Here is a 26,348-nt window from a genome sequence, read left to right on the forward strand (position 1 = left end):
ATGGTGGCTGGCGATCTAGCCTTGGGTGACCAATCGGTAACCGATACCCACATGCGTTTGAATATAGCGCGGATGCGCGGGGTCGGACTCGATCTTCTTGCGCAGCGTGCCCATAAAGACACGCAGGCTCGCCAGGTCGCTCTTAGTTGCCGTGCCCCAAATCTCGTGCAGGATAAACTGGTGCGTCAGCACTTTGTCGGCGTTATGCGCCAGCAGGCACAGGAGCTTGTACTCGATCGGCGTCAGATGCAGCTCCTCGCCATCCATCGTGGCGATGCCGGCATCAAAATCGATATGCAGCTCACCGGTATCGAACGAGCCCTCGGAGGCAACGCCGCCCGTTTGCGCATACGAGAGACGCCTGAGCGTCGTGCGAATGCGCGCGAGCAGCTCCTCGACCGAAAACGGCTTGGTCAGGTAGTCGTCGGCGCCGGCATCGAGCGCGCGAATCTTGTCCGCGTCCTCGCTGCGCGCCGAGACCACAATGATCGGCATGCCCGACCATGTACGCACCGACTCCACCACCTTGACGCCGTCCATATCGGGCAGGCCCAAATCGAGAAGCACGATGCTCGGCGTCTGCGATGAGGCGGCGGCGATGGCGGCATGGGCGGTCTCCACGGCCATATGACGCAAGCCGTGCGCCTCGAGCGCAGCAACGATAAGGTTGCGAACAGCTGGGTCGTCCTCAACGACCAAGATGAGCGGTTTTACGGCAGAGTTCGGCACGGCGCTACTCCTTATCAAACGAAACGTCAGCGACGGGAAGCTCAATCGTAAAGACCGAGCCGTGCGGGTCCGCCGCGGCAACCTCTATGCTACCGCCATGCGCTAACGCAATGGAGCGGCAGAGCGAAAGTCCCAGGCCCACGCTGCGGTGGCTGTCGGCCAAACCGTGGTTGGCGGTGTAGAACGACTCAAAGATCCGCTCGCGATCCTCGGGCGTGATGCCCGGGCCGTCATCGGCCACTGAGCACGTCACGTGCCCATCGTCAACGCCAATCGAAATCACGATATGCGAGCCTGCGGGCGTATAGGTGATGGCATTGTTCACCAGATTGACCACCAGCTGCACCATCAGGCGCGCATCGACGTTAACGAGCGCCGGCTCGTCGCACGCCACCACCTTAAGGTCGTGCTCGCGCACGGCCGGACTTACGTGGCGCAGCGCCTCCTCGACGATATCATCCATGAGCTCGAGCGTAGTCGACAGATGCATGCCGCCGCCCTCGAGCTTGGTGATGGCGAGCAGGTTCTCGACGGTAGCGTTGAGCCATTGCGCATCCGAGCGAATGGACAGGAGCAGGCCGCGGCGCGTCTGGGCGTCGAGCACGGCGGTGCCGGTCGAGCCCTGGTCGAGCAGCACGTCGGCATTACCCGAAATACTGGTGAGCGGTGTGCGCAGGTCGTGCGAGATGGAGCGCAGCAGGTTGGCGCGCAGCTGCTCGTTTTTGGCGAGCACCGCCGCCTCCTCGCGGGCCTCCATGGCGCGGGCGCGATCGAGTGCCAGCTCGCCTTCGCTCACGATGGCATCGGCAAGTGTCCGTTCCTCGTGCGTCAGCACGTCGGGCTCGGCAACGATAGCCAGCACGCCCACCACCGAGGCGGGGTCGCCCGAGCGCACGAAGCCGTCGCCCGAGCGCACAGTCAGGTATATACCGTAGAACGCCGAGCCGCCAAACGTGGCGTCGAGCGGCATCCCCACATAGGCGGACGCCGAGAGCCGCGGCGGCATCTGCGGCGCCAGCTCGTGCACCGGGGCGGCATCGCCCACGGCCGTGTACGTCGCACGCGGCAGTAGGTCATCGCCCTCGGCATCGGCGCTGTACCACACAACCGGACGGCCCGAAAGACGCGCCAGCTGCGTGGCCATGGCGTGAACGATCTGATGCTGATCGGCGCACCGCTGCAGCATGCGGTTGGTCTCGAGCACCATATGCGTGCGGCGGTCGCTGGCGGCAGCCTGTGCCAAGGCGCGGCGCAGGGCCAACGCAATCGAGCTCGACACAAGCGAGACCACGAACATGATGAAGAACATGCCGGGATAGACGCGGTCGATAAGCGACAGCGAGTAGCGCGGGTCGATAAACAAGAAGTTGTAGAGCGCCACGGCGGCAGCCGAGCTCAGCAAGCAATACAGGCGACTCCAAGTAAAGAATGCGCACAGCTGAACGGCGAACACATAGACGATCATGATGCTCGGCGCGAGACCCGGATGGTCGAGCAGCGCGCCCACAATCGTCGCCGCGACCAGCAGCCCCACCGATACGCAGGCGTCATACAGAGGGCCGCGGCGTGTCAGCGTTGTGCGCCGCCACCAAAAGCTATCGGCAATATCGCCGTCCGTACGGACGTCCATCAGCGCCCCGCCCCTCTCTCAAAAACAAAACCACCACAAAGGGACAGGCACCTTTGTGGTGGTTTTCCCTCGTGGTGGTTCCAAGTGTATAGCCTTTGCAACCTGCGGTCGTTAGACAAACAGCACGTGCGCGAGCAGTGCGCACACGCACACCGCTCCAAATACCAGTGCCACGATCGAAATCACGCGATCGGCCATGTCCATGTTGGCACGATTCGTAAAGAACCGATCTTCGGCGGCATCGGCGCGTGCCTCACGCACCATCTCGGCAGCAAGATCGCAACCGTCAAGCACCTTTGCATCCATGGTTTCCTCCCAGGACTCAATCCCCATCAATACAAGCCCGCCCGTTCGCAGACAAACCTCGAGCGTCGACTACGGGCGCTCGTTGGGGGCCAGGCGCTGCATCTTGTTCACGGCTTTGAACTTGGTGAACAGCGGCACGTACTCAAAGCTCACGTTGGAGTTCTCCAGGCCGTACCAACGCGCAGGCGTGCCGGCGGCGCGACGGATGATGTACTTGAGCGTGATGGCCGTACGCTCGCTGGGCTCCACATCGCTTTCGGGCGCCAGAAGCTTACGGATCAGGACGAACTTGAACGTGCCGATGTTACCCGGATCCTTGTAGACCGAGTAGTCATGCGTCTGCGGCGGCAACTCGCCGGTGGCAGCCAGGTCCTGAACAACCTGACGCAGGTAGGCATTGACGCGCTGGTTGATCTTGTAGCCCAGGTACAGATGCACGCGGAACACGTAGTCGGTGCCGAACGTCTCGACCGAATAGGCAAAGGTGTGCGGTTCGTCCATGGTCTCGACATTCACAAACCACCAGGCGCGGGCGCGCTTGGGATGCTTGTCCAAGATCGAATAGACGATATCGCGGTCGATGTAGTCGGTATGGGTGTCCTTGGTCAGGTACACGACGTTGTCGCTCATGCGCTCGTAACGGTCGTCGTCGCGCAGGCGCTTGAGCTGCGGCAGGTAGCTGCGCAGCGGCAGCAGCGTAAACTGGCGCTGCTCGACCGCCGTGCCGTTGTACCAGCACACCATAATGCCCATGATGAGCATGGCCATCAAAATGGTGAAATAGCCACCGTGGAAGAACTTGGTAAGCGAGCTCACAAAGAAGAAGCCCTCGAGCATGAGGAAGAACGCAACGAAGATATACGGGGCAATCTTAAGGCCGCGATCAACATGCAAGTAGAAGAAGAGCAGCAGCGTCGTGCACATCATGGTCAGGGTAATCGCCAAGCCGTAGGCGGCCTCCATGTGCGCCGAGCTCTGGAACAGCAGCACCACGATGACGCAGCCCACAAGCATGACGTTGTTGACCATGGGAATATAGAGCTGGCCCTTGGTCTCGGCAGGATAGAAGACCTGCATGTGCGGCATGAGGTCCAGGCGACTGGCCTCGGACACCAGCGAGAATGCGCCGGTGATGAGCGCCTGCGAGGCAATGATGGCCGCGACGGTGGAAAGGCCGACGGCAAAGGGACGCAGGCCCGGGGTGAGCATCTGGTAGAACGGGTTGAGGTCGGCAACGCCCATGAGCTCGGGGTTGGCAGCGTTGTTCATAAGCCAAGCGCCCTGGCCCATATAGGAAAGCAGCAGGCAGCACTTAACGAACGGCCAGGTGGCGTAGATATTGCCGCGACCCACATGGCCCATGTCGGAGTAGAGCGCCTCGGCACCGGTGGTGGCAAGGAAGCAGCTGCCCAAGATCATGATGCCCGCATGGTTGTTGGGACTCAACAAAAAGCCGATGCCGCGCAGCGGGTTGAGGCACAGCAGCACCGCGGGGTGCTGGAAGACAAAGAACAGACCCGTACCGCCCAGGAACAGAAACCACAGCGTCATGATGGGGCCAAAGGCACGGCCGATCTTGGCCGTGCCGATGCGCTGCACCAAGAAGAGCACAATGATGATGGCAAGCGTGATGGCCACGACGCGGCCCTGATCGTCGCCCAGCACGGCATGGACTGCCGGGATGGTGCGCAGGCCCTCGATGGCCGTGGTAACGGTAACGGCAGGTGTCAGGATGCCGTCGGCGAGCAGCGCGGCGCCACCCAGCATGGCGGGGATGATGAGCCACTTGCCGCAACGCTTGACCAGGCTGTACAGGGCAAAGATACCGCCCTCGCCGTGGTTGTCGGCGCGCAGCGAGATCAGCACGTACTTGACGGTCGTCAGCAGCGTGACCGTCCACACGACAAGGGAGAGCGCGCCGAGCACGAACTCCTCCGTGACGCTTCCGATGCCGCCGTTGCCGGCAACGAGCGCCTTGGTTACATACATGGGGCTGGTGCCGATATCGCCGTACACCACGCCCAGCGTGACGAGCATCGCCGAGATGCTCACAGGAATCGCAGCGTGCGAGGCTGCCTCCTTGGCCTTTTGTTCCATAAGCCGGTTTCCTCCCAACTTTAATGTTCGAAGGGATTATAGATAATCGGCCCATGTTTGAATGGCACTGTTTTCCCAGCTAGATAAACATTTATACGGCCTTTAGGCCACCGCGGCGATATGGAATGTGACAAAGGGACGGTCCCTTTGTCACATCCGTCATTTTCCGAGCCAATTTTTGAACCACCACTCCATGGAGCGGCTCATCTCGGCCATAAAGGGACTGGTGTGCTTGCGGGTATAGATATCCGCGACGCGCTCCCCCACCTCGCGGGCGTGCGGACGGAACATCGCGTCCATCTCGTCCACCTGCGCGTCCATGGTCGCGGCATCCGCACGGCAGTAGCGCTCCTCGTGCACCAGGTTCACCACGGGGTGTGCGATCGCCGGACGCTCCTTACGGGGCGTGCCGATGATGAGCATCGATAGCGGCATGGTATAGGGCGGCAGATCGAGCAGCTCGGCAACTTCCTCGGCATTCTCGACGATATCACCGATATAGCAGCTCCCCAGGCCCAGGGCCTCGGCGGCAACCACGGCGTTTTGCGCGGCGATCACGGCATCCTGAGCCGCGATGGCAAAGTCGCCCAAACCCGGCGCGCGGCGGGGCGCCTTGCCCGTGCGCTCGACAAACTCGGGCTCAAAGCAGCCCACGTGCTCAAACAGATCGATCCACTTGGCATAATCGACCACAAATATAAGTGCCCAGGGCGCCTTGGCAATCATGGGCTGGTGATCGCACAGGTCGGCGAGGCGGTCCAGCGTAGCCTGCTCGCGAATGCTTACGATGGAATACATCATCATGGCGCCCGCCGACGGCGCGCGACTCGCCGCATGCAAAATTGCCGCCCGCTGCTCGTCGGTCACCGCCACGGGACGGTCGTCGTCATCACGCGCGAAGGCACGCGTGGAGGAACGGTGCTCCAACGTGTCCAGCACCGCATTGCCCGTGGTCTCGACCGGATAGCCACACGTATCCACAGCCTTGGTGCAAACCTGCTCGTTCATCGCCTCATCCTCGCTAATTCTTTAAGAAGCCTTTACGTTTCCGTGTAATTCCCGTCCATTATCGCGCAGGTCGCCACTACATTGCGCCACACCGCCACACGTGCGCGTTAATATGGCTGGTCGTTGTGCGCAGACACCAATTGCAGCGCATATCTTGGTAACAATCGGGTAAACCCCCGCTTTCGTAGGTTTTAAGTTTGTGAGGAGTCTCAGCATGTTCGCTGCCGCCATCTCGCTCGTCGGTCTTGCGGCGACCGTCTACCTTGTCTTGCGCGAGGCCAAGGCCATTCGCGCTCAGTCGGGCACCGTTGCCAAAAGCGCTCTTGGGTGGAGCGTCGCCTTCGGCCTGTTCCAGGTCTTTTTGACCGTTTGGGGCGCCATTGGCCTCGTCGCCCAAAACGAGCCGCTCGCCTTTGTGATGCTCATCCTGACCAACGCCATCCTCACCGGCTGCGCTTGGGCCAGCATCGCACGCGACCGCATCGCCCCGCGCGTCTTTGCGTTCGCCGCGCCCGACGCCCCCGCCCCCACCGGCAAGCTCGCCCGTCTGCGCGGCGCCTTTGTGGGCAAGCCACTCGTCGCCGCCGTCCTGTGTCTGCTGCTCGCCGGCGTCTTTGCGCTGCTGGGCATGGAAGTCTCGTCCAACCACGACTTTACCTGGGTCTACCCCCTGTGCATCCTGCTCGAGTGGGCCATCATCACCGTGCTCATGACCGGCTTGTTCTTCCTGTTCCAGCGCCACGGCGCAGCTCCGGCCGTCCTGGCCTTCGCCCTCTTTATCCTGGGCATTGCCGAGTTCTTCGTCATCACGTTTAAATCCATGCCCATCCAGCCGGGCGACCTTTCGGCCATCTCCACCGCCGCCGCGGTCGCCGGCACCGGCTACACCTTCTCGATCTCACTGTTCTGCGTGCTGTCCATGGGCTTTACCGCCATCGCCATGCTGCTGTGCGAGTACGCCGGCCTGGTGGCACCGCACCGTCAGAAGGGCGCCGCCAACGCCAAGCGCATGCTGCTCACCAACCTGCTCGTGGCGGTGCTGTGCCTGGGCGGCGTGACCGCGCATGTCACGCTCATCGACTACTACAACACCCTCGGCATCACCGTCTACACCTGGCGCCCGCTCGAGAGCTACTGGCGCGAGGGCTACCTGCCCGCTTTCATTAGCGCAGCGCAGTCCATCAAGCCGCCCAAACCCGCCGACTACTCCGTCGACGATGCCAAGGCCACGCTCAAAAAGTACGCCAAGGCCTACGACAAGTCCGACGCCGCCAAGAGTGACGAGCGCACCGTCGCAAAGGAGCAGTTCGACAGCGAGAAGCCCACGGTCATCGCCATCATGAACGAGACCTTCTCGGATCTGTCGATCTACCAGAACATGCGCGCCGGCTACGAGGGTCCGCAGTACTTTAAGAACCTGTCCAACTGCCTCAGCCGCGGCAAGCTCTACGTGAGCGCCTACGGCGGCGGCACCGCCAATACCGAGTTTGAGTTTATGACCGGCAACTCCATGGCCAACCTGGGCTCGGGCGTGTACCCCTACACCATCTACAACATGGAAACGACCGGGAATCTGGCAGAGCAGTTCAAGTCGCTCGGCTATTCCACCACCGCCATGCACCCCAACCACGCGACCAACTGGAACCGCGAGAACGTGTACAAGGACTTTGGCTTTGACCAGTTCCTGTCCATCAACGATTTCCAGGGCGCCGATACCCTGCGCGGTATGGTGACCGACCAGGCGACCTACGACAAGATTCTTGAGCTGCTCGACCAGAACGCCGATCCGCAGTTTATCTTCGACGTGACCATGCAGAACCACTCGGGCTACGACACGGGCCTGCTGCCGGCCGACAAGCAAATGCACCTGAACATCGACACGACCGACCTGGACGCTAAGACCGTCGAGGACGGCACGCTCTCCGATGTCGACGAGTATGTCTCGTGCATCGAGCAGTCCGACCAGGCGCTTCGCTACTTCCTCAACGCCCTGAGCAAGCTCGACCGTAAGGTAGTCGTGGTGTTCTGGGGCGACCACCAGCCGTTCTTCCCGTCCAAGTTCAACGACAAGTGGTTTACCGGCGAGGACGATGCCACGCACCAGGAACGTCTGTGGCAGACCGACTACATCATCTGGGCCAACTACGACGTTGCCGGCTGCGACCAGACGAGCGAGGTCGACGACCTGTCCACCAACTACCTGTCCACCCAGCTGATGCAGCTGATCGGTGCCCCGCTTTCCGACTATCAGAAGGCGCACATGACGCTGCGCGAGTCGCTGCCCGCCATCAACTCGGTGGGCTACGAGGACGCCAGCCTGCGCTGGGCGCTCTCCTCCAACGTCACCGGTGACGACGCCGCCGCGGCAGCCGCCACCAAGGCGCGCGAGGATTACGCCAAGATGCAGTACTACGAGATGTTCCGCGACGGCAAGAACGTGTACACCGAGCACTTCCAGACCGAGGCCAACGAGACCGACCCCAACCTGGCGCCGGGCACGACCAAGATCAAGTAGCTGCTAGCTGCGAGTTCATAACTGAAACGTCTGTCCGGGCGGAGGTATGTAAGGTTCCCTGCTCGGACAGTCCTGCGCAAGACGGAGGCCACATTAAGTGGCCTCCTTTGCGTGCGGAACTCGCGATGAACCTTACATACCTCCGCCCGGACAGACGCCCTGTTGTTGGAGCGTGGCTTGTCTTGGGTGTATCGCCGAACATATATAAGTTGAAGGCCACGTTATGTGGCCTTCTTTGTTTGCGGAAAGTGTGTCCCGGAATTCTTGTCTGGAATGGGATGCAGTTTCCGCTTGGGACCCGATTGGGAAAGTGTGTCCCACTATTCAGCTGGATTCCGGGATGTATTCCGTTCCGGGCGCTAATTGTGGGATGCAGTTTCCGCTTGCGGAGTCTCCACTCAACAGAAAACCCGGGTGGCCTGTTTTTTGGCTACCCGGGTTTTTGGGTTGTCGATATGTTCGACTGGCTACTAGTGGGTCTTGCGGCGCTTGATCAGCATGATGAGGGCTATCACTACGAGCGTTGCTCCCGCTGCTGCTGCGGTGGCGACTAGGGCGAATGTTTGGTCGCCGGTGTTTGCGAGGTTCTTCGCTGTGGTCGTAGTCTTGACCTTGGTGTCGGTCTTAGCTCCGTTGTCGGACTTGGGCTTGTCCGGGTTCGTCGGGGTCTCAGGAGTCTCGGGGTCCTTTGAGCCTTCGGAATCGGTTGGGCCGGCGGTGTTTACCAGCGTATGGTCCAGGAACTTCTTGGCGCCCGCACTTGCCTGTGAGAACAGGCGGCGCGTGCGGATCGGGGTGGCGTTCACCGTTGTGGGCGCCGTCTCCTCGGCCTCGATATTCACGAGCGTCGTGCCGGTGTCGAGGCCCACGTCGTTGTATCCCACGTGGCAGTAATACTGCGCACCGTCATCGTCTGCGGTCAGGTCAATCTCGAGCTTTGAGGCCGTTCCAGCCGCGAGGTTGCCATCGGCACCCACGAGCTTAAACTCTGTCTCGCCGCGGCCCTTGCGGTACCACATATAGGTCGGTGCCAGCCCTGTTTCGCTATCGTCGGCACCGAGTTGCTTCACATGGCCAATCGCCGAGAGCGTCAGGTGGCTTCCCGCCGTGCGCTCAACCGAAGAGTCGTATCCAAGATCCGGCCCCTCCGCAGCATCCGCCGCAGGTCCGCTCACGGTCATCGTCATGCCATCGGGCATGGTCTTGACCGTGATGATTGCCGAGCGAATACCTGTTTCGGTCGTGGATCCATTCTTAACGGCGGCGATGGCGAATCGATACTCCGTATTGGGCTGCAGCCCATCCCACTTGAGCGAGGTCTGCGTGTTGTCGGCAATCTTCCAGCTATTGACGACCGCATCCGCCGCATTGCTCTGCAGCATGCCCACGCCGTAGCTAAAGCCACTCTTGTTTGCGAGTACATCGTCCCAGCTAAACGTAACGCTGGTCGAATCGACGGCGTTTGCCGTAAAGCCCGTCACGGCCGGCGCGTCGGGCATCTCGACGTCCTTAACGTCATAGCCCACGATCCAGAACTGGTCGGTGTCCTTGGTGCCGAGCTTGTCGCCCGAGTCTGCCTCGAACTTGTCGACGTCCACCGCGTTGACGCCCAGACGCCACACAAAACCGTACTTGCCCTGCGCGGCCTCGGGCAGGTTGTCGACGGTGCCGCCGTATTCGGTCGATTCACTCGAGGAGTTACCCGTAGTAAAGCCGGCGTTGGCACCAAAGCACAGGCCGCCAAACAACTCGTGCTTTGCGAGCTTCGCGCCCATGACAACGCTGCCGTTCAGCGTCAAGCCGAGCTCGAGCTCCTGCTCCTTGCCCTCCTCGACTTCGATGGTCTGCTCAATGCTCGCCCCCGACTGCGCGGCGGCGCCGTTAAACCCATCGTGCGTGTAGGCGCGCGTTACGCCAGGCTTGCCCAGGCCAAAGGAATCCCCAACGGGAGTCTCGCCGTTGAGCGTCGTTTGATAGGTTCCGGGTTCTCCCGACCGGTTGGTCAAAAAGTAGCTGAGCGGCGTCATATTGTGCTGTTTGGCAATGCGGTCATAGGCCTCGACATTAACGACCGAGGTCTGCGCGCCGAGCGACACGGGCGCCGCCATCACGCCCTTGCCACCAGTTTCCTCATTTTCGATCTCATACTCGTAATAGACCATCGGAATCGTGTAGAGCACGGCCTTGTCACCCTCGCCGGCATGCGACTCATAGCTTACGCTTGCGCTGACCGTGCGCTCGCTCCGGTAGTCATAGCATCCCTCGGCGGCAAAATCGACTGAAGCATTCATCGCGACCAGGGGCGGACCGGTCTGCACCTCGACGGCAACGCCCAACTCGGCGCCAATGGTATAGCCCTGGGATGTCCCCGTGCCCTTTTCCTCTCCGTATGACGTGCCGCCCAACACCAGATAGCCGTATGCCTGCTCCAGATCCTCAACATAGGGCGCATCCTGCAGCACGGCAAGCACGCGCGGGTTGGTATAGACCTTGTAGCGGTCCTTGTACGTGATCTTGACGCTGTCGTTGTCGACATCGGGCAGCGCGAGCGAGATAAATGTGCCGTAGGTAGTGCCGCGACGGTTGCTCTCGCTAATCACCTGCTCCTCGCCGCGGCGCACCTTTCCGTTCTCGTCGAGCGAAAAATGCGAGGCGGTCATCCAATAGTAGTCATCGTTCTTGCGCAGGTCCTCGTCGCGGTGTTTGCCCACCACAGCGATAAAGCTCTCGTTATAGCGGTCCGAACCCGAGACGCTGCCCGCTTTGACGTCGCTGATCCACACCTGCTCTATACCCTTGTGGTCATGCTTGTTGCTGCTGTTGTATTGCTGACCGCTCATGCTCATGGTTCCGACCATGGACCCCAAGCCCTGAGCCCCGCTCTGTGCCGTGTTGCAGGCAAAGTCGCGGAACACATCGCCGCCCACGAGCACCTCGTCGACCGCCAGCTGCTCGGACAGGCCGTCAAGGTTGGCAGTGGCAAGGGCAATAGGCGCCAAGGTGCACGGATAGCGCTTATCCTGAGCGCTATCCTTCCATGCGCTGTTGGGCACATGCATCAGCCCATAGGAGGCGAGGAGCCCGTCTCTGTATTCCTTGCAATCGGAAATCTTGAACTCACCAGACTCCGAGTCAAAATACGCGTAGCGGTACAGCGCGCCGTACAGCCCCTTGCTGCCGTCAGAAGCGCCGTAATCAAAAGCGCTGCGTTGCCAGTCATAGCCCGCAAGAATAAGGCCCGTGACGGTTTCACCCGTCTTCTTTCCTTCTTCATCGTAGGCGGCAAACGTGCCGAACGTCGCATTCGCAGCGACCATGGTCTTGCCGTTCGCGGAGAGGGAGATTGCGCCCGCGTCGCCCAGAGCATCGACATGGACGAGCGCACCCTTGGATGCATCCCACGAAAACAGCTCGCAATGCGTCGACTTATCAATATTCTTCTTGCCGTAGGGTGCCGAGACCACGATGGCGAGGTCATCGCAAAAATCGCGATCGAGGTCGCCGGCCGCTAGCGAAACGACAGGAGCTGACTGAAGCTGCGTCCAGGAGTCGTTCCCGCCCTTGTTGTGCGTGGTGTAGTCCGCGGCGTTACCGGCATCGATCTTGACGACGCTTTGCTTCCAGTTGCCGCCCTCCAAGTCATACATGTCGACTACAGCCTTGCGCACGCCGTTCTCGTCGACATAGCAGCCCGCGTAGACAAAAAGCTCGTCGACGCCGTCGCCATCGACATCGCCCGCCTCGACATCAAAGACGGCGTCGTGCTCTTGCAGGTAACCGGCATCCAGGTACTTAAAACGGCCTTCGTACATCATATTAGTGTTGACCGTCACCGGCAGGTGTGTGTCGAGAGTGCGCGTACGCCCGTTGCTAAACGAGTAGAGGACCAGCTCAACCTTTCCGGCGTATGACTTGCCGTCAATCGTCGTGGAGGAACTGTCGCCGTAGGCACGGAGCTCGGCAACGCGGCTCTTTTTGCCCGTGCTGGCGTCGCTGCAGAACTCAACACTCGTGGCGTGAATGCCCGAGAAACCGTTGTTGTCGTTGGCGAGTACTGTTGAGGACTCATTGTTGCTTAGGTACGACCAGGTGCCGCCACCGTAGTCGCTATGCTTGTAGAGATCGCTGTTCGTATCGAAGTTGTTGACGTTTTGCCAGAACTTTGCGGCGCCCCACACACTTCCATAGCCATCGGTGAGTTTGCTGCTGCCGCCAATGTCACCGCGCTCGACGTTCTCGAGCTTGTCGCGCAGAGTGTAGCGATTGCCATGGCTACCGTTAGCTGCCATATAGACCTCGCTGCGCGTGGCAAACGTCGTGGGGGTATCAGTGGAATAGGGGCCAACGGTATCGGCCGGAATGTCCTCGCTCGTGCCCAGACCCAGGGCTTGATAATCCTGCTCGGTCATATCGGTGATTGCGGGCGCGTCTGCCGCCTAGGCAACCTGGGGCGTGGCCGTGAAGCAGGCGACGCTCGTGGCGACCAACGCAGCAAGCGCCGCCGTCCCAACAAGCGGGATTTTCGACAGCCTACGGATACGGGGGTGTGGAACGTACATGAGGGACCTCGCTTTATTCGAGTGGAGTGGACTCATTTTTGCAAATGATACATCCGATGCCCGATATCACGTGTCTCATTTTCGCCAACGGCGTGTCTCATTTTTGAGAATCCGAGATGCCACGGAAATCTTATCCCAGCTCAAAGGCCATTTCTGGGATGTATTTTCCGTCGAGTGCCTCATCGGGAAACTGCATCCCATTTCAAGCGTCGATTCTGGGACGCATTTTCCCCTTAGACCCTCAACCGGAAACCGCATCCCACTTTGAGCGCAAATTCCGGGATGCATTTTCCGCTTGAGCCTCATTGGGAAACGGCGTCCCACTTTGAGGGCTGATTGTGGGATGCATTTTCCGGTTTTGCTCTCATTGGGAAAATGCATCCCGTTTCTTGACCGAATAATGGGACGCAATTTCCCGTTGGAGCGCCTTTGGGAAAGTGTGTCCCACTTCGACCGCCCAGAGTGGGATGCACTTTCCGCAAAGCACCTCAACGGGAAACTACGTCCCATTCCAAAGGCAAATTCCGGGACGCATTTTTCGAAAGCCTGCCCATCCGGAAAGCCCGTCCCACTTTGGACGCATCCGGACACGGAACCATCGACCTATCAGGCCTCCCATCAATAAAGAGGCGTCCTCCCGGACGGCGGGGCACGAAGTTCCCTGCTCTACAGTCCTGCGCAAGACGAAGGCCACATTAAGTGGCCTTCTTTGCGTGCGGAACTCGCGATGAACTTCGTGCCCCGCCGTCCGGGAGGACGCCTCTTTATTGATGGGAGGCCTGATAGGTCGATGGTTCCGTGTCCGGATGCGTCCAAAGTGGGACGGGCTTTCCGGATGGGCAGGCTTTCGAAAAATGCGTCCCGGAATTTGCCTTTGGAATGGGACGTAGTTTCCCGTTGAGGTGCTTTGCGGAAAGTGCATCCCACTCTGGGCGGTCGAAGTGGGACACACTTTCCCAAAGGCGCTCCAACGGGAAATTGCGTCCCATTATTCGGTCAAGAAACGGGATGCATTTTCCCAATGAGAGCAAAACCGGAAAATGCATCCCACAATCAGCCCTCAAAGTGGGACGCCGTTTCCCAATGAGGCTCAAGCGGAAAATGCATCCCGGAATTTGCGCTCAAAGTGGGATGCGGTTTCCGGTTGAGGGTCTAAGGGGAAAATGCGTCCCAGAATCGACGCTTGAAATGGGATGCAGTTTCCCGATGAGGCACTCGACGGAAAATACATCCCAGAAATGGCCTTTGAGCTGGGATAAGATTTCCGTGGCATCTCGGATTCTCAAAAATGAGACACGCCGTTGGCGAAAATGAGACACGTGATATCGGGCATCGGATGTATCATTTGCAAAAATGAGTCCACTCCACTCGAATAAAGCGAGGTCCCTCATGTACGTTCCACACCCCCGTATCCGTAGGCTGTCGAAAATCCCGCTTGTTGGGACGGCGGCGCTTGCTGCGTTGGTCGCCACGAGCGTCGCCTGCTTCACGGCCACGCCCCAGGTTGCCTAGGCGGCAGACGCGCCCGCAATCACCGATATGACCGAGCAGGATTATCAAGCCCTGGGTCTGGGCACGAGCGAGGACATTCCGGCCGATACCGTTGGCCCCTATTCCACTGATACCCCCACGACGTTTGCCACGCGCAGCGAGGTCTATATGGCAGCTAACGGTAGCCATGGCAATCGCTACACTCTGCGCGACAAGCTCGAGAACGTCGAGCGCGGTGACATTGGCGGCAGCAGCAAACTCACCGATGGCTATGGAAGTGTGTGGGGCGCCGCAAAGTTCTGGCAAAACGTCAACAACTTCGATACGAACAGCGATCTCTACAAGCATAGCGACTACGGTGGCGGCACCTGGTCGTACCTAAGCAACAATGAGTCCTCAACAGTACTCGCCAACGACAACAACGGTTTCTCGGGCATTCACGCCACGAGTGTTGAGTTCTGCAGCGACGCCAGCACGGGCAAAAAGAGCCGCGTTGCCGAGCTCCGTGCCTACGGCGACAGTTCCTCCACGACGATTGACGGCAAGTCATACGCCGGAAAGGTTGAGCTGGTCCTCTACTCGTTTAGCAACGGGCGTACGCGCACTCTCGACACACACCTGCCGGTGACGGTCAACACTAATATGATGTACGAAGGCCGTTTTAAGTACCTGGATGCCGGTTACCTGCAAGAGCACGACGCCGTCTTTGATGTCGAGGCGGGCGATGTCGATGGCGACGGCGTCGACGAGCTTTTTGTCTACGCGGGCTGCTATGTCGACGAGAACGGCGTGCGCAAGGCTGTAGTCGACATGTATGACTTGGAGGGCGGCAACTGGAAGCAAAGCGTCGTCAAGATCGATGCCGGTAACGCCGCGGACTACACCACGCACAACAAGGGCGGGAACGACTCCTGGACGCAGCTTCAGTCAGCTCCTGTCGTTTCGCTAGCGGCCGGCGACCTCGATCGCGATTTTTGCGATGACCTCGCCATCGTGGTCTCGGCACCCTACGGCAAGAAGAATATTGATAAGTCGACGCATTGCGAGCTGTTTTCGTGGGATGCATCCAAGGGTGCGCTCGTCCATGTCGATGCTCTGGGCGACGCGGGCGCAATCTCCCTCTCCGCGAACGGCAAGACCATGGTCGCTGCGAATGCGACGTTCGGCACGTTTGCCGCCTACGATGAAGAAGGAAAGAAGACGGGTGAAACCGTCACGGGCCTTATTCTTGCGGGCTATGACTGGCAACGCAGCGCTTTTGATTACGGCGCTTCTGACGGCAGCAAGGGGCTGTACGGCGCGCTGTACCGCTACGCGTATTTTGACTCGGAGTCTGGTGAGTTCAAGATTTCCGATTGCAAGGAATACAGAGACGGGCTCCTCGCCTCCTATGGGCTGATGCATGTGCCCAACAGCGCATGGAAGGATAGCGCTCAGGATAAGCGCTATCCGTGCACCTTGGCGCCTATTGCCCTTGCCACTGCCAACCTTGACGGCCTGTCCGAGCAGCTGGCGGTCGACGAGGTGCTCGTGGGCGGCGATGTGTTCCGCGACTTTGCCTGCAACACGGCACAGAGCGGGGCTCAGGGCTTGGGGTCCATGGTCGGAACCATGAGCATGAGCGGTCAGCAATACAACAGCAGCAACAAGCATGACCACAAGGGTATAGAGCAGGTGTGGATCAGCGACGTCAAAGCGGGCAGCGTCTCGGGTTCGGACCGCTATAACGAGAGCTTTATCGCTGTGGTGGGCAAACACCGCGACGAGGACCTGCGCAAGAACGATGACTACTATTGGATGACCGCCTCGCATTTTTCGCTCGACGAGAACGGAAAGGTGCGCCGCGGCGAGGAGCAGGTGATTAGCGAGAGCAACCGTCGCGGCACTACCTACGGCACATTTATCTCGCTCGCGCTGCCCGATGTCGACAACGACAGCGTCAAGATCACGTACAAGGACCGCTACAAGGTCTATACCAACCCGCGCGTGCTTGCCGTGCTGCAGGATGCGCCCTATGTTGAGGATCTGGAGCAGGCATACGGCTATCTGGTGTTGGGCGGCACGTCATACGGAGAGGAAAAGGGCACGGGGACATCCCAGGGCTATACCATTGGCGCCGAGTTGGGCGTTGCCGTCGAGGTGCAGACCGGTCCGCCCCTGGTCGCGATGAATGCTTCAGTCGATTTTGCCGCCGAGGGATGCTATGACTACCGGAGCGAGCGCACGGTCAGCGCAAGCGTAAGCTATGAGTCGCATGCCGGCGAGGGTGACAAGGCCGTGCTCTACACGATTCCGATGGTCTATTACGAGTATGAGATCGAAAATGAGGAAACTGGTGGCAAGGGCGTGATGGCGGCGCCCGTGTCGCTCGGCGCGCAGACCTCGGTCGTTAATGTCGAGGCCTATGACCGCATTGCCAAACAGCACAATATGACGCCGCTCAGCTACTTTTTGACCAACCGGTCGGGAGAACCCGGAACCTATCAAACGACGCTCAACGGCGAGACTCCCGTTGGGGATTCCTTTGGCCTGGGCAAGCCTGGCGTAACGCGCGCCTACACGCACGATGGGTTTAACGGCGCCGCCGCGCAGTCGGGGGCGAGCATTGAGCAGACCATCGAAGTCGAGGAGGGCAAGGAGCAGGAGCTCGAGCTCGGCTTGACGCTGAACGGCAGCGTTGTCATGGGCGCGAAGCTCGCAAAGCACGAGTTGTTTGGCGGCCTGTGCTTTGGTGCCAACGCCGGCTTTACTACGGGTAACTCCTCGAGTGAATCGACCGAATACGGCGGCACCGTCGACAACCTGCCCGAGGCCGCGCAGGGCAAGTACGGTTTTGTGTGGCGTCTGGGCGTCAACGCGGTGGACGTCGACAAGTTCGAGGCAGACTCGGGCGACAAGCTCGGCACCAAGGACACCGACCAGTTCTGGATCGTGGGCTATGACGTTAAGGACGTCGAGATGCCCGACGCGCCGGCCGTGACGGGCTTTACGGCAAACGCCGTCGATTCGACCAGCGTTACGTTTAGCTGGGACGATGTACTCGCAAACAAGAGTGGCTTTAGCTACGGCGTGGGCATGCTGCAGAGCAATGCGGCGGATGCGGTCGTCAATAGCTGGAAGATTGCCGACAACACGCAGACCTCGCTCAAGTGGGATGGGCTGCAGCCCAATACGGAGTATCGATTCGCCATCGCCGCCGTTAAGAATGGATCCACGACCGAAACAGGTATTCGCTCGGCAATCATCACGGTCAAGACCATGCCCGATGGCATGACGATGACCGTGAGCGGACCTGCGGCGGATGCTGCGGAGGGGCCGGATCTTGGATACGACTCTTCGGTTGAGCGCACGGCGGGAAGCCACCTGACGCTCTCGGCGATTGGCCATGTGAAGCAACTCGGTGCCGACGATAGCGAAACAGGGCTGGCACCGACCTATATGTGGTACCGCAAGGGCCGCGGCGAGACAGAGTTTAAGCTCGTGGGTGCCGATGGCAACCTCGCGGCTGGAACGGCCTCAAAGCTCGAGATTGACCTGACCGCAGACGATGACGGTGCGCAGTATTACTGCCACGTGGGATACAACGACGTGGGCCTCGACACCGGCACGACGCTCGTGAATATCGAGGCCGAGGAGACGGCGCCCACAACGGTGAACGCCACCCCGATCCGCACGCGCCGCCTGTTCTCACAGGCAAGTGCGGGCGCCAAGAAGTTCCTGGACCATACGCTGGTAAACACCGCCGGCCCAACCGATTCCGAAGGCTCAAAGGACCCCGAGACTCCTGAGACCCCGACGAACCCGGACAAGCCCAAGTCCGACAACGGAGCTAAGACCGACACCAAGGTCAAGACTACGACCACAGCGAAGAACCTCGCAAACACCGGCGACCAAACATTCGCCCTAGTCGCCACCGCAGCAGCAGCGGGAGCAACGCTCGTAGTGATAGCCCTCATCATGCTGATCAAGCGCCGCAAGACCCACTAGTAGCCAGTCGAACATATCGACAACCCAAAAACCCGGGTAGCCAAAAAACAGGCCACCCGGGTTTTCTGTTGAGTGGAGACTCCGCAAGCGGAAACTGCATCCCACAATTAGCGCCCGGAACGGAATACATCCCGGAATCCAGCTGAATAGTGGGACACACTTTCCCAATCGGGTCCCAAGCGGAAACTGCATCCCATTCCAGACAAGAATTCCGGGACACACTTTCCGCAAACAAAGAAGGCCACATAACGTGGCCTTCAACTTATATATGTTCGGCGATACACCCAAGACAAGCCACGCTCCAACAACAGGGCGTCTGTCCGGGCGGAGGTATGTAAGGTTCATCGCGAGTTCCGCACGCAAAGGAGGCCACTTAATGTGGCCTCCGTCTTGCGCAGGACTGTCCGAGCAGGGAACCTTACATACCTCCGCCCGGACAGACGTTTCAGTTATGAACTCGCAGCTAGCAGCTACTTGATCTTGGTCGTGCCCGGCGCCAGGTTGGGGTCGGTCTCGTTGGCCTCGGTCTGGAAGTGCTCGGTGTACACGTTCTTGCCGTCGCGGAACATCTCGTAGTACTGCATCTTGGCGTAATCCTCGCGCGCCTTGGTGGCGGCTGCCGCGGCGGCGTCGTCACCGGTGACGTTGGAGGAGAGCGCCCAGCGCAGGCTGGCGTCCTCGTAGCCCACCGAGTTGATGGCGGGCAGCGACTCGCGCAGCGTCATGTGCGCCTTCTGATAGTCGGAAAGCGGGGCACCGATCAGCTGCATCAGCTGGGTGGACAGGTAGTTGGTGGACAGGTCGTCGACCTCGCTCGTCTGGTCGCAGCCGGCAACGTCGTAGTTGGCCCAGATGATGTAGTCGGTCTGCCACAGACGTTCCTGGTGCGTGGCATCGTCCTCGCCGGTAAACCACTTGTCGTTGAACTTGGACGGGAAGAACGGCTGGTGGTCGCCCCAGAACACCACGACTACCTTACGGTCGAGCTTGCTCAGGGCGTTGAGGAAGTAGCGAAGCGCCTGGTCGGACTGCTCGATGCACGAGACATACTCGTCGACATCGGAGAGCGTGCCGTCCTCGACGGTCTTAGCGTCCAGGTCGGTCGTGTCGATGTTCAGGTGCATTTGCTTGTCGGCCGGCAGCAGGCCCGTGTCGTAGCCCGAGTGGTTCTGCATGGTCACGTCGAAGATAAACTGCGGATCGGCGTTCTGGTCGAGCAGCTCAAGAATCTTGTCGTAGGTCGCCTGGTCGGTCACCATACCGCGCAGGGTATCGGCGCCCTGGAAATCGTTGATGGACAGGAACTGGTCAAAGCCAAAGTCCTTGTACACGTTCTCGCGGTTCCAGTTGGTCGCGTGGTTGGGGTGCATGGCGGTGGTGGAATAGCCGAGCGACTTGAACTGCTCTGCCAGATTCCCGGTCGTTTCCATGTTGTAGATGGTGTAGGGGTACACGCCCGAGCCCAGGTTGGCCATGGAGTTGCCGGTCATAAACTCAAACTCGGTATTGGCGGTGCCGCCGCCGTAGGCGCTCACGTAGAGCTTGCCGCGGCTGAGGCAGTTGGACAGGTTCTTAAAGTACTGCGGACCCTCGTAGCCGGCGCGCATGTTCTGGTAGATCGACAGATCCGAGAAGGTCTCGTTCATGATGGCGATGACCGTGGGCTTCTCGCTGTCGAACTGCTCCTTTGCGACGGTGCGCTCGTCACTCTTGGCGGCGTCGGACTTGTCGTAGGCCTTGGCGTACTTTTTGAGCGTGGCCTTGGCATCGTCGACGGAGTAGTCGGCGGGTTTGGGCGGCTTGATGGACTGCGCTGCGCTAATGAAAGCGGGCAGGTAGCCCTCGCGCCAGTAGCTCTCGAGCGGGCGCCAGGTGTAGACGGTGATGCCGAGGGTGTTGTAGTAGTCGATGAGCGTGACATGCGCGGTCACGCCGCCCAGGCACAGCACCGCCACGAGCAGGTTGGTGAGCAGCATGCGCTTGGCGTTGGCGGCGCCCTTCTGACGGTGCGGTGCCACCAGGCCGGCGTACTCGCACAGCAGCATGGCGATGGCGGTAAAGCCCATGGACAGCACGCAGAACAGTGAGATCGAGAAGGTGTAGCCGGTGCCGGCGACCGCGGCGGCGGTGGAGATGGCCGAAAGGTCGCCCGGCTGGATGGGCATGGATTTAAACGTGATGACGAAGAACTCGGCAATGCCCAGGATAAAGAGGGCGAAGGCCAGGACGGCCGGAGCTGCGCCGTGGCGCTGGAACAGGAAGAACAAGCCGGTCATGAGCACGGTGATGATGGCCCACTCGAGCAGGATGCACAGGGGGTAGACCCAGGTAAAGTCGTGGTTGGACGAGACTTCCATGCCCAGCAGCGCAAAGACGCCGGCGAGCAGCAGACACAGGACGGCGGCGACGAGTGGCTTGCCCACAAAGGCGCCGCGCAGACGGGCGAGCTTGCCGGTGGGGGCGGGGGCGTCGGGCGCGGCGAACGCAAAGACGCGCGGGGCGATGCGGTCGCGTGCGATGCTGGCCCAAGCGCAGCCGGTGAGGATGGCGTTGGTCAGGATGAGCATCACAAAGGCGAGCGGCTCGTTTTGGGCGACGAGGCCAATGGCGCCCCAAACGGTCAAAAAGACCTGGAACAGGCCGAAGGCGACGCTCCACCCAAGAGCGCTTTTGGCAACGGTGCCCGACTGAGCGCGAATGGCCTTGGCCTCGCGCAAGACAAGGTAGACGGTCGCCGCAAGACCGACGAGCGAGATGGCGGCAGCGAACATGCTGAGACTCCTCACAAACTTAAAACCTACGAAAGCGGGGGTTTACCCGATTGTTACCAAGATATGCGCTGCAATTGGTGTCTGCGCACAACGACCAGCCATATTAACGCGCACGTGTGGCGGTGTGGCGCAATGTAGTGGCGACCTGCGCGATAATGGACGGGAATTACACGGAAACGTAAAGGCTTCTTAAAGAATTAGCGAGGATGAGGCGATGAACGAGCAGGTTTGCACCAAGGCTGTGGATACGTGTGGCTATCCGGTCGAGACCACGGGCAATGCGGTGCTGGACACGTTGGAGCACCGTTCCTCCACGCGTGCCTTCGCGCGTGATGACGACGACCGTCCCGTGGCGGTGACCGACGAGCAGCGGGCGGCAATTTTGCATGCGGCGAGTCGCGCGCCGTCGGCGGGCGCCATGATGATGTATTCCATCGTAAGCATTCGCGAGCAGGCTACGCTGGACCGCCTCGCCGACCTGTGCGATCACCAGCCCATGATTGCCAAGGCGCCCTGGGCACTTATATTTGTGGTCGATTATGCCAAGTGGATCGATCTGTTTGAGCACGTGGGCTGCTTTGAGCCCGAGTTTGTCGAGCGCACGGGCAAGGCGCCCCGCCGCGCGCCGGGTTTGGGCGACTTTGCCATCGCGGCTCAGGATGCCGTGATCGCCGCGCAAAACGCCGTGGTTGCCGCCGAGGCCCTGGGCCTGGGGAGCTGCTATATCGGTGATATCGTCGAGAATGCCGAGGAAGTTGCCGAGCTGCTCGATCTGCCGCCCTATACCATGCCGCTATCGATGCTCATCATCGGCACGCCCCGTAAGGAGCGTCCGGCGATCGCACACCCCGTGGTGAACCTGGTGCACGAGGAGCGCTACTGCCGTGCGGATGCCGCGACCATGGACGCGCAGGTGGACGAGATGGACGCGATGTTCCGTCCGCACGCCCGCGAGGTGGGGGAGCGCGTCGCGGATATCTATACCCGCAAGCACACCAGTCCCTTTATGGCCGAGATGAGCCGCTCCATGGAGTGGTGGTTCAAAAATTGGCTCGGAAAATGACGGATGTGACAAAGGGACCGTCCCTTTGTCACATTCCATATCGCCGCGGTGGCCTAAAGGCCGTATAAATGTTTATCTAGCTGGGAAAACAGTGCCATTCAAACATGGGCCGATTATCTATAATCCCTTCGAACATTAAAGTTGGGAGGAAACCGGCTTATGGAACAAAAGGCCAAGGAGGCAGCCTCGCACGCTGCGATTCCTGTGAGCATCTCGGCGATGCTCGTCACGCTGGGCGTGGTGTACGGCGATATCGGCACCAGCCCCATGTATGTAACCAAGGCGCTCGTTGCCGGCAACGGCGGCATCGGAAGCGTCACGGAGGAGTTCGTGCTCGGCGCGCTCTCCCTTGTCGTGTGGACGGTCACGCTGCTGACGACCGTCAAGTACGTGCTGATCTCGCTGCGCGCCGACAACCACGGCGAGGGCGGTATCTTTGCCCTGTACAGCCTGGTCAAGCGTTGCGGCAAGTGGCTCATCATCCCCGCCATGCTGGGTGGCGCCGCGCTGCTCGCCGACGGCATCCTGACACCTGCCGTTACCGTTACCACGGCCATCGAGGGCCTGCGCACCATCCCGGCAGTCCATGCCGTGCTGGGCGACGATCAGGGCCGCGTCGTGGCCATCACGCTTGCCATCATCATTGTGCTCTTCTTGGTGCAGCGCATCGGCACGGCCAAGATCGGCCGTGCCTTTGGCCCCATCATGACGCTGTGGTTTCTGTTCCTGGGCGGTACGGGTCTGTTCTTTGTCTTCCAGCACCCCGCGGTGCTGCTGTGCCTCAACCCGCTGCGCGGCATCGGCTTTTTGTTGAGTCCCAACAACCATGCGGGCATCATGATCTTGGGCAGCTGCTTCCTTGCCACCACCGGTGCCGAGGCGCTCTACTCCGACATGGGCCATGTGGGTCGCGGCAATATCTACGCCACCTGGCCGTTCGTTAAGTGCTGCCTGCTGCTTTCCTATATGGGCCAGGGCGCTTGGCTTATGAACAACGCTGCCAACCCCGAGCTCATGGGCGTTGCCGACCTCAACCCGTTCTACCAGATGCTCACCCCGGGCCTGCGTCCCTTTGCCGTCGGCCTTTCCACCGTCGCGGCCATCATTGCCTCGCAGGCGCTCATCACCGGCGCATTCTCGCTGGTGTCCGAGGCCAGTCGCCTGGACCTCATGCCGCACATGCAGGTCTTCTATCCTGCCGAGACCAAGGGCCAGCTCTATATTCCCATGGTCAACAACGTCATGCTTGTGGGCTGCGTCATCGTGGTGCTGCTGTTCCAGAGCTCGGCGCACATGGAGGCCGCCTACGGCTTGGCGATTACCCTGACCATGATGTGCACGACGCTGCTGCTCTTCTTCTACTTGCATGTTGATCGCGGCCTTAAGATTGCCCCGTATATCTTCGTTGCGTTCTTCCTCATGCTCGAGGGCTTCTTCTTTGTGAGCTCGCTTACCAAGTTCTTCCACGGTGGCTATTTCACCATTTTGATGGCCATGCTCATCATGGGCATTATGGTGTGCTGGTACAACGGCACGGCGGTCGAGCAGCGCCAGTTTACGCTGCTGCCGCTGCGCAGCTACCTGCCGCAGCTCAAGCGCCTGCGCGACGACGACCGTTACGAGCGCATGAGCGACAACGTCGTGTACCTGACCAAGGACACCCATACCGACTACATCGACCGCGATATCGTCTATTCGATCTTGGACAAGCATCCCAAGCGCGCCCGCGCCTGGTGGTTTGTGAATGTCGAGACCATGGACGAACCGCACACCTTTGCCTATTCGGTCGAGACGTTCGGCACCGACTACGTGTTCCGCGTGCATCTGTACCTGGGCTACAAGATCAACCAGCGCGTCAATGCCTACCTGCGTCAGGTTGTTCAGGACCTGGCTGCCACCGGCGAGTTGCCGCCGCAGACGCATGACTACTCGGTCTACAAGGATCCGGGTAACATCGGCACGTTCAAGTTCGTCCTGATCCGTAAGCTTCTGGCGCCCGAAAGCGATGTGGAGCCCAGCGAGCGTACGGCCATCACGCTCAAGTACATCATCCGTCGCGCCGCCGGCACGCCTGCGCGTTGGTACGGCCTGGAGAACTCCAACGTGAGCTTTGAGTACGTGCCGCTGTTCACCAAGTTCAAAGCCGTGAACAAGATGCAGCGCCTGGCCCCCAACGAGCGCCCGTAGTCGACGCTCGAGGTTTGTCTGCGAACGGGCGGGCTTGTATTGATGGGGATTGAGTCCTGGGAGGAAACCATGGATGCAAAGGTGCTTGACGGTTGCGATCTTGCTGCCGAGATGGTGCGTGAGGCACGCGCCGATGCCGCCGAAGATCGGTTCTTTACGAATCGTGCCAACATGGACATGGCCGATCGCGTGATTTCGATCGTGGCACTGGTATTTGGAGCGGTGTGCGTGTGCGCACTGCTCGCGCACGTGCTGTTTGTCTAACGACCGCAGGTTGCAAAGGCTATACACTTGGAACCACCACGAGGGAAAACCACCACAAAGGTGCCTGTCCCTTTGTGGTGGTTTTGTTTTTGAGAGAGGGGCGGGGCGCTGATGGACGTCCGTACGGACGGCGATATTGCCGATAGCTTTTGGTGGCGGCGCACAACGCTGACACGCCGCGGCCCTCTGTATGACGCCTGCGTATCGGTGGGGCTGCTGGTCGCGGCGACGATTGTGGGCGCGCTGCTCGACCATCCGGGTCTCGCGCCGAGCATCATGATCGTCTATGTGTTCGCCGTTCAGCTGTGCGCATTCTTTACTTGGAGTCGCCTGTATTGCTTGCTGAGCTCGGCTGCCGCCGTGGCGCTCTACAACTTCTTGTTTATCGACCCGCGCTACTCGCTGTCGCTTATCGACCGCGTCTATCCCGGCATGTTCTTCATCATGTTCGTGGTCTCGCTTGTGTCGAGCTCGATTGCGTTGGCCCTGCGCCGCGCCTTGGCACAGGCTGCCGCCAGCGACCGCCGCACGCATATGGTGCTCGAGACCAACCGCATGCTGCAGCGGTGCGCCGATCAGCATCAGATCGTTCACGCCATGGCCACGCAGCTGGCGCGTCTTTCGGGCCGTCCGGTTGTGTGGTACAGCGCCGATGCCGAGGGCGATGACCTACTGCCGCGTGCGACGTACACGGCCGTGGGCGATGCCGCCCCGGTGCACGAGCTGGCGCCGCAGATGCCGCCGCGGCTCTCGGCGTCCGCCTATGTGGGGATGCCGCTCGACGCCACGTTTGGCGGCTCGGCGTTCTACGGTATATACCTGACTGTGCGCTCGGGCGACGGCTTCGTGCGCTCGGGCGACCCCGCCTCGGTGGTGGGCGTGCTGGCTATCGTTGCCGAGCCCGACGTGCTGACGCACGAGGAACGGACACTTGCCGATGCCATCGTGAGCGAAGGCGAGCTGGCACTCGATCGCGCCCGCGCCATGGAGGCCCGCGAGGAGGCGGCGGTGCTCGCCAAAAACGAGCAGCTGCGCGCCAACCTGCTGCGCTCCATCTCGCACGACCTGCGCACACCGCTCACCAGTATTTCGGGTAATGCCGACGTGCTGCTCGACCAGGGCTCGACCGGCACCGCCGTGCTCGACGCCCAGACGCGCCGCGGCCTGCTCCTGTCCATTCGCTCGGATGCGCAATGGCTCAACGCTACCGTCGAGAACCTGCTCGCCATCACCAAGCTCGAGGGCGGCGGCATGCATCTGTCGACTACGCTCGAGCTCATGGATGATATCGTCGAGGAGGCGCTGCGCCACGTAAGTCCGGCCGTGCGCGAGCACGACCTTAAGGTGGTGGCGTGCGACGAGCCGGCGCTCGTTAACGTCGATGCGCGCCTGATGGTGCAGCTGGTGGTCAATCTGGTGAACAATGCCATCACCTATACGCCCGCAGGCTCGCATATCGTGATTTCGATTGGCGTTGACGATGGGCACGTGACGTGCTCAGTGGCCGATGACGGCCCGGGCATCACGCCCGAGGATCGCGAGCGGATCTTTGAGTCGTTCTACACCGCCAACCACGGTTTGGCCGACAGCCACCGCAGCGTGGGCCTGGGACTTTCGCTCTGCCGCTCCATTGCGTTAGCGCATGGCGGTAGCATAGAGGTTGCCGCGGCGGACCCGCACGGCTCGGTCTTTACGATTGAGCTTCCCGTCGCTGACGTTTCGTTTGATAAGGAGTAGCGCC

13 protein-coding genes are annotated in these 26,348 nt (G+C 60.5%); 6 read left to right on the forward strand and 7 right to left on the reverse strand.

Annotation, left to right across the window (positions count from 1 at the left end):
* Positions 1 to 15 precede the first annotated feature (15 nt).
* From AB5Z20_RS05960 to AB5Z20_RS05980, 5 genes are all read right to left on the reverse strand, one after another.
* Positions 16 to 729, reverse strand: coding sequence for a response regulator (locus AB5Z20_RS05960; RefSeq protein WP_368156664.1), 714 nt, complete (start codon positions 727 to 729; stop codon positions 16 to 18).
* A 4-nt stretch (positions 730 to 733) separates the two neighbouring features.
* A complete protein-coding gene (locus tag AB5Z20_RS05965) occupies positions 734 to 2,359 on the reverse strand; it encodes a sensor histidine kinase (RefSeq protein WP_368156665.1) in 1,626 nt (541 codons plus the stop codon).
* A gap of 111 nt (positions 2,360 to 2,470) precedes the next feature.
* Entirely contained in the window at positions 2,471 to 2,665 is a 195-nt protein-coding gene (locus AB5Z20_RS05970) for a hypothetical protein (RefSeq protein WP_368156666.1), read from the reverse strand.
* A 69-nt stretch (positions 2,666 to 2,734) separates the two neighbouring features.
* Positions 2,735 to 4,762 (reverse strand): KUP/HAK/KT family potassium transporter, encoded by a 2,028-nt coding sequence (locus AB5Z20_RS05975; protein WP_368156667.1) that lies wholly within the window; start codon positions 4,760 to 4,762, stop codon positions 2,735 to 2,737.
* 159 nt (positions 4,763 to 4,921) lie between these two features.
* On the reverse strand, positions 4,922 to 5,770 hold the full coding sequence (locus AB5Z20_RS05980) for a nitroreductase family protein (protein WP_368156668.1): 849 nt from the start codon (positions 5,768 to 5,770) through the stop codon (positions 4,922 to 4,924).
* Between the two features lie 214 nt (positions 5,771 to 5,984).
* Here AB5Z20_RS05980 and AB5Z20_RS05985 point away from each other — a divergent pair, with 214 nt between their 5' ends.
* The gene (locus AB5Z20_RS05985) at positions 5,985 to 8,285 is read left to right on the forward strand and encodes an LTA synthase family protein (RefSeq protein WP_368156669.1); all 2,301 of its coding nucleotides are present in this window, start codon (positions 5,985 to 5,987) and stop codon (positions 8,283 to 8,285) included.
* Positions 8,286 to 8,755: 470 nt separating this feature from the next.
* On the opposite strand, the gene AB5Z20_RS05990 is transcribed toward AB5Z20_RS05985, so the two are convergent.
* Positions 8,756 to 12,694 (reverse strand): fibronectin type III domain-containing protein, encoded by a 3,939-nt coding sequence (locus AB5Z20_RS05990; protein ID WP_368156670.1) that lies wholly within the window; start codon positions 12,692 to 12,694, stop codon positions 8,756 to 8,758.
* A gap of 1,689 nt (positions 12,695 to 14,383) precedes the next feature.
* Here AB5Z20_RS05990 and AB5Z20_RS05995 point away from each other — a divergent pair.
* The gene (locus AB5Z20_RS05995) at positions 14,384 to 18,322 is read left to right on the forward strand and encodes a fibronectin type III domain-containing protein (protein ID WP_368156670.1); all 3,939 of its coding nucleotides are present in this window, start codon (positions 14,384 to 14,386) and stop codon (positions 18,320 to 18,322) included.
* Between the two features lie 470 nt (positions 18,323 to 18,792).
* On the opposite strand, the gene AB5Z20_RS06000 is transcribed toward AB5Z20_RS05995, so the two are convergent.
* Positions 18,793 to 21,093, reverse strand: coding sequence for an LTA synthase family protein (locus AB5Z20_RS06000; RefSeq protein WP_368156669.1), 2,301 nt, complete (start codon positions 21,091 to 21,093; stop codon positions 18,793 to 18,795).
* A gap of 214 nt (positions 21,094 to 21,307) precedes the next feature.
* On the opposite strand from AB5Z20_RS06000, the gene AB5Z20_RS06005 reads away from it, so the two are divergent.
* The 4 genes from AB5Z20_RS06005 (at position 21,308) to AB5Z20_RS06020 (ending at position 26,344) form a co-directional block, all read left to right on the forward strand.
* The gene (locus tag AB5Z20_RS06005) at positions 21,308 to 22,156 is read left to right on the forward strand and encodes a nitroreductase family protein (protein ID WP_368156668.1); all 849 of its coding nucleotides are present in this window, start codon (positions 21,308 to 21,310) and stop codon (positions 22,154 to 22,156) included.
* Between the two features lie 159 nt (positions 22,157 to 22,315).
* Positions 22,316 to 24,343 (forward strand): KUP/HAK/KT family potassium transporter, encoded by a 2,028-nt coding sequence (locus AB5Z20_RS06010; protein WP_368156667.1) that lies wholly within the window; start codon positions 22,316 to 22,318, stop codon positions 24,341 to 24,343.
* Positions 24,344 to 24,412: 69 nt separating this feature from the next.
* Entirely contained in the window at positions 24,413 to 24,607 is a 195-nt protein-coding gene (locus AB5Z20_RS06015) for a hypothetical protein (protein ID WP_368156666.1), read from the forward strand.
* A 111-nt stretch (positions 24,608 to 24,718) separates the two neighbouring features.
* Positions 24,719 to 26,344 (forward strand): sensor histidine kinase, encoded by a 1,626-nt coding sequence (locus tag AB5Z20_RS06020; protein WP_368156665.1) that lies wholly within the window; start codon positions 24,719 to 24,721, stop codon positions 26,342 to 26,344.
* The last annotated feature ends 4 nt before the right edge of the window (positions 26,345 to 26,348 follow it).

The organism is Collinsella aerofaciens, assembly GCF_040910245.1.
Taxonomy (GTDB): domain Bacteria; phylum Actinomycetota; class Coriobacteriia; order Coriobacteriales; family Coriobacteriaceae; genus Collinsella.

Bases quoted from the DNA above. Each gene is read 5' to 3' on its own strand.
- AB5Z20_RS05995 (WP_368156670.1), top strand. From the start codon at position 14,384: ATGACCGAGCAGGATTATCAAGCCCTGGGTCTGGGCACGAGCGAGGAC.
- AB5Z20_RS06000 (WP_368156669.1), bottom strand. From the start codon at position 21,093: ATGTTCGCTGCCGCCATCTCGCTCGTCGGTCTTGCGGCGACCGTCTAC.
- AB5Z20_RS06015 (WP_368156666.1), top strand. From the start codon at position 24,413: ATGGATGCAAAGGTGCTTGACGGTTGCGATCTTGCTGCCGAGATGGTG.
- AB5Z20_RS05985 (WP_368156669.1), top strand. From the start codon at position 5,985: ATGTTCGCTGCCGCCATCTCGCTCGTCGGTCTTGCGGCGACCGTCTAC.
- AB5Z20_RS06020 (WP_368156665.1), top strand. From the start codon at position 24,719: ATGGACGTCCGTACGGACGGCGATATTGCCGATAGCTTTTGGTGGCGG.
- AB5Z20_RS05990 (WP_368156670.1), bottom strand. From the start codon at position 12,694: ATGACCGAGCAGGATTATCAAGCCCTGGGTCTGGGCACGAGCGAGGAC.
- AB5Z20_RS05970 (WP_368156666.1), bottom strand. From the start codon at position 2,665: ATGGATGCAAAGGTGCTTGACGGTTGCGATCTTGCTGCCGAGATGGTG.
- AB5Z20_RS06010 (WP_368156667.1), top strand. From the start codon at position 22,316: ATGGAACAAAAGGCCAAGGAGGCAGCCTCGCACGCTGCGATTCCTGTG.
- AB5Z20_RS05965 (WP_368156665.1), bottom strand. From the start codon at position 2,359: ATGGACGTCCGTACGGACGGCGATATTGCCGATAGCTTTTGGTGGCGG.
- AB5Z20_RS05975 (WP_368156667.1), bottom strand. From the start codon at position 4,762: ATGGAACAAAAGGCCAAGGAGGCAGCCTCGCACGCTGCGATTCCTGTG.
- AB5Z20_RS05980 (WP_368156668.1), bottom strand. From the start codon at position 5,770: ATGAACGAGCAGGTTTGCACCAAGGCTGTGGATACGTGTGGCTATCCG.
- AB5Z20_RS06005 (WP_368156668.1), top strand. From the start codon at position 21,308: ATGAACGAGCAGGTTTGCACCAAGGCTGTGGATACGTGTGGCTATCCG.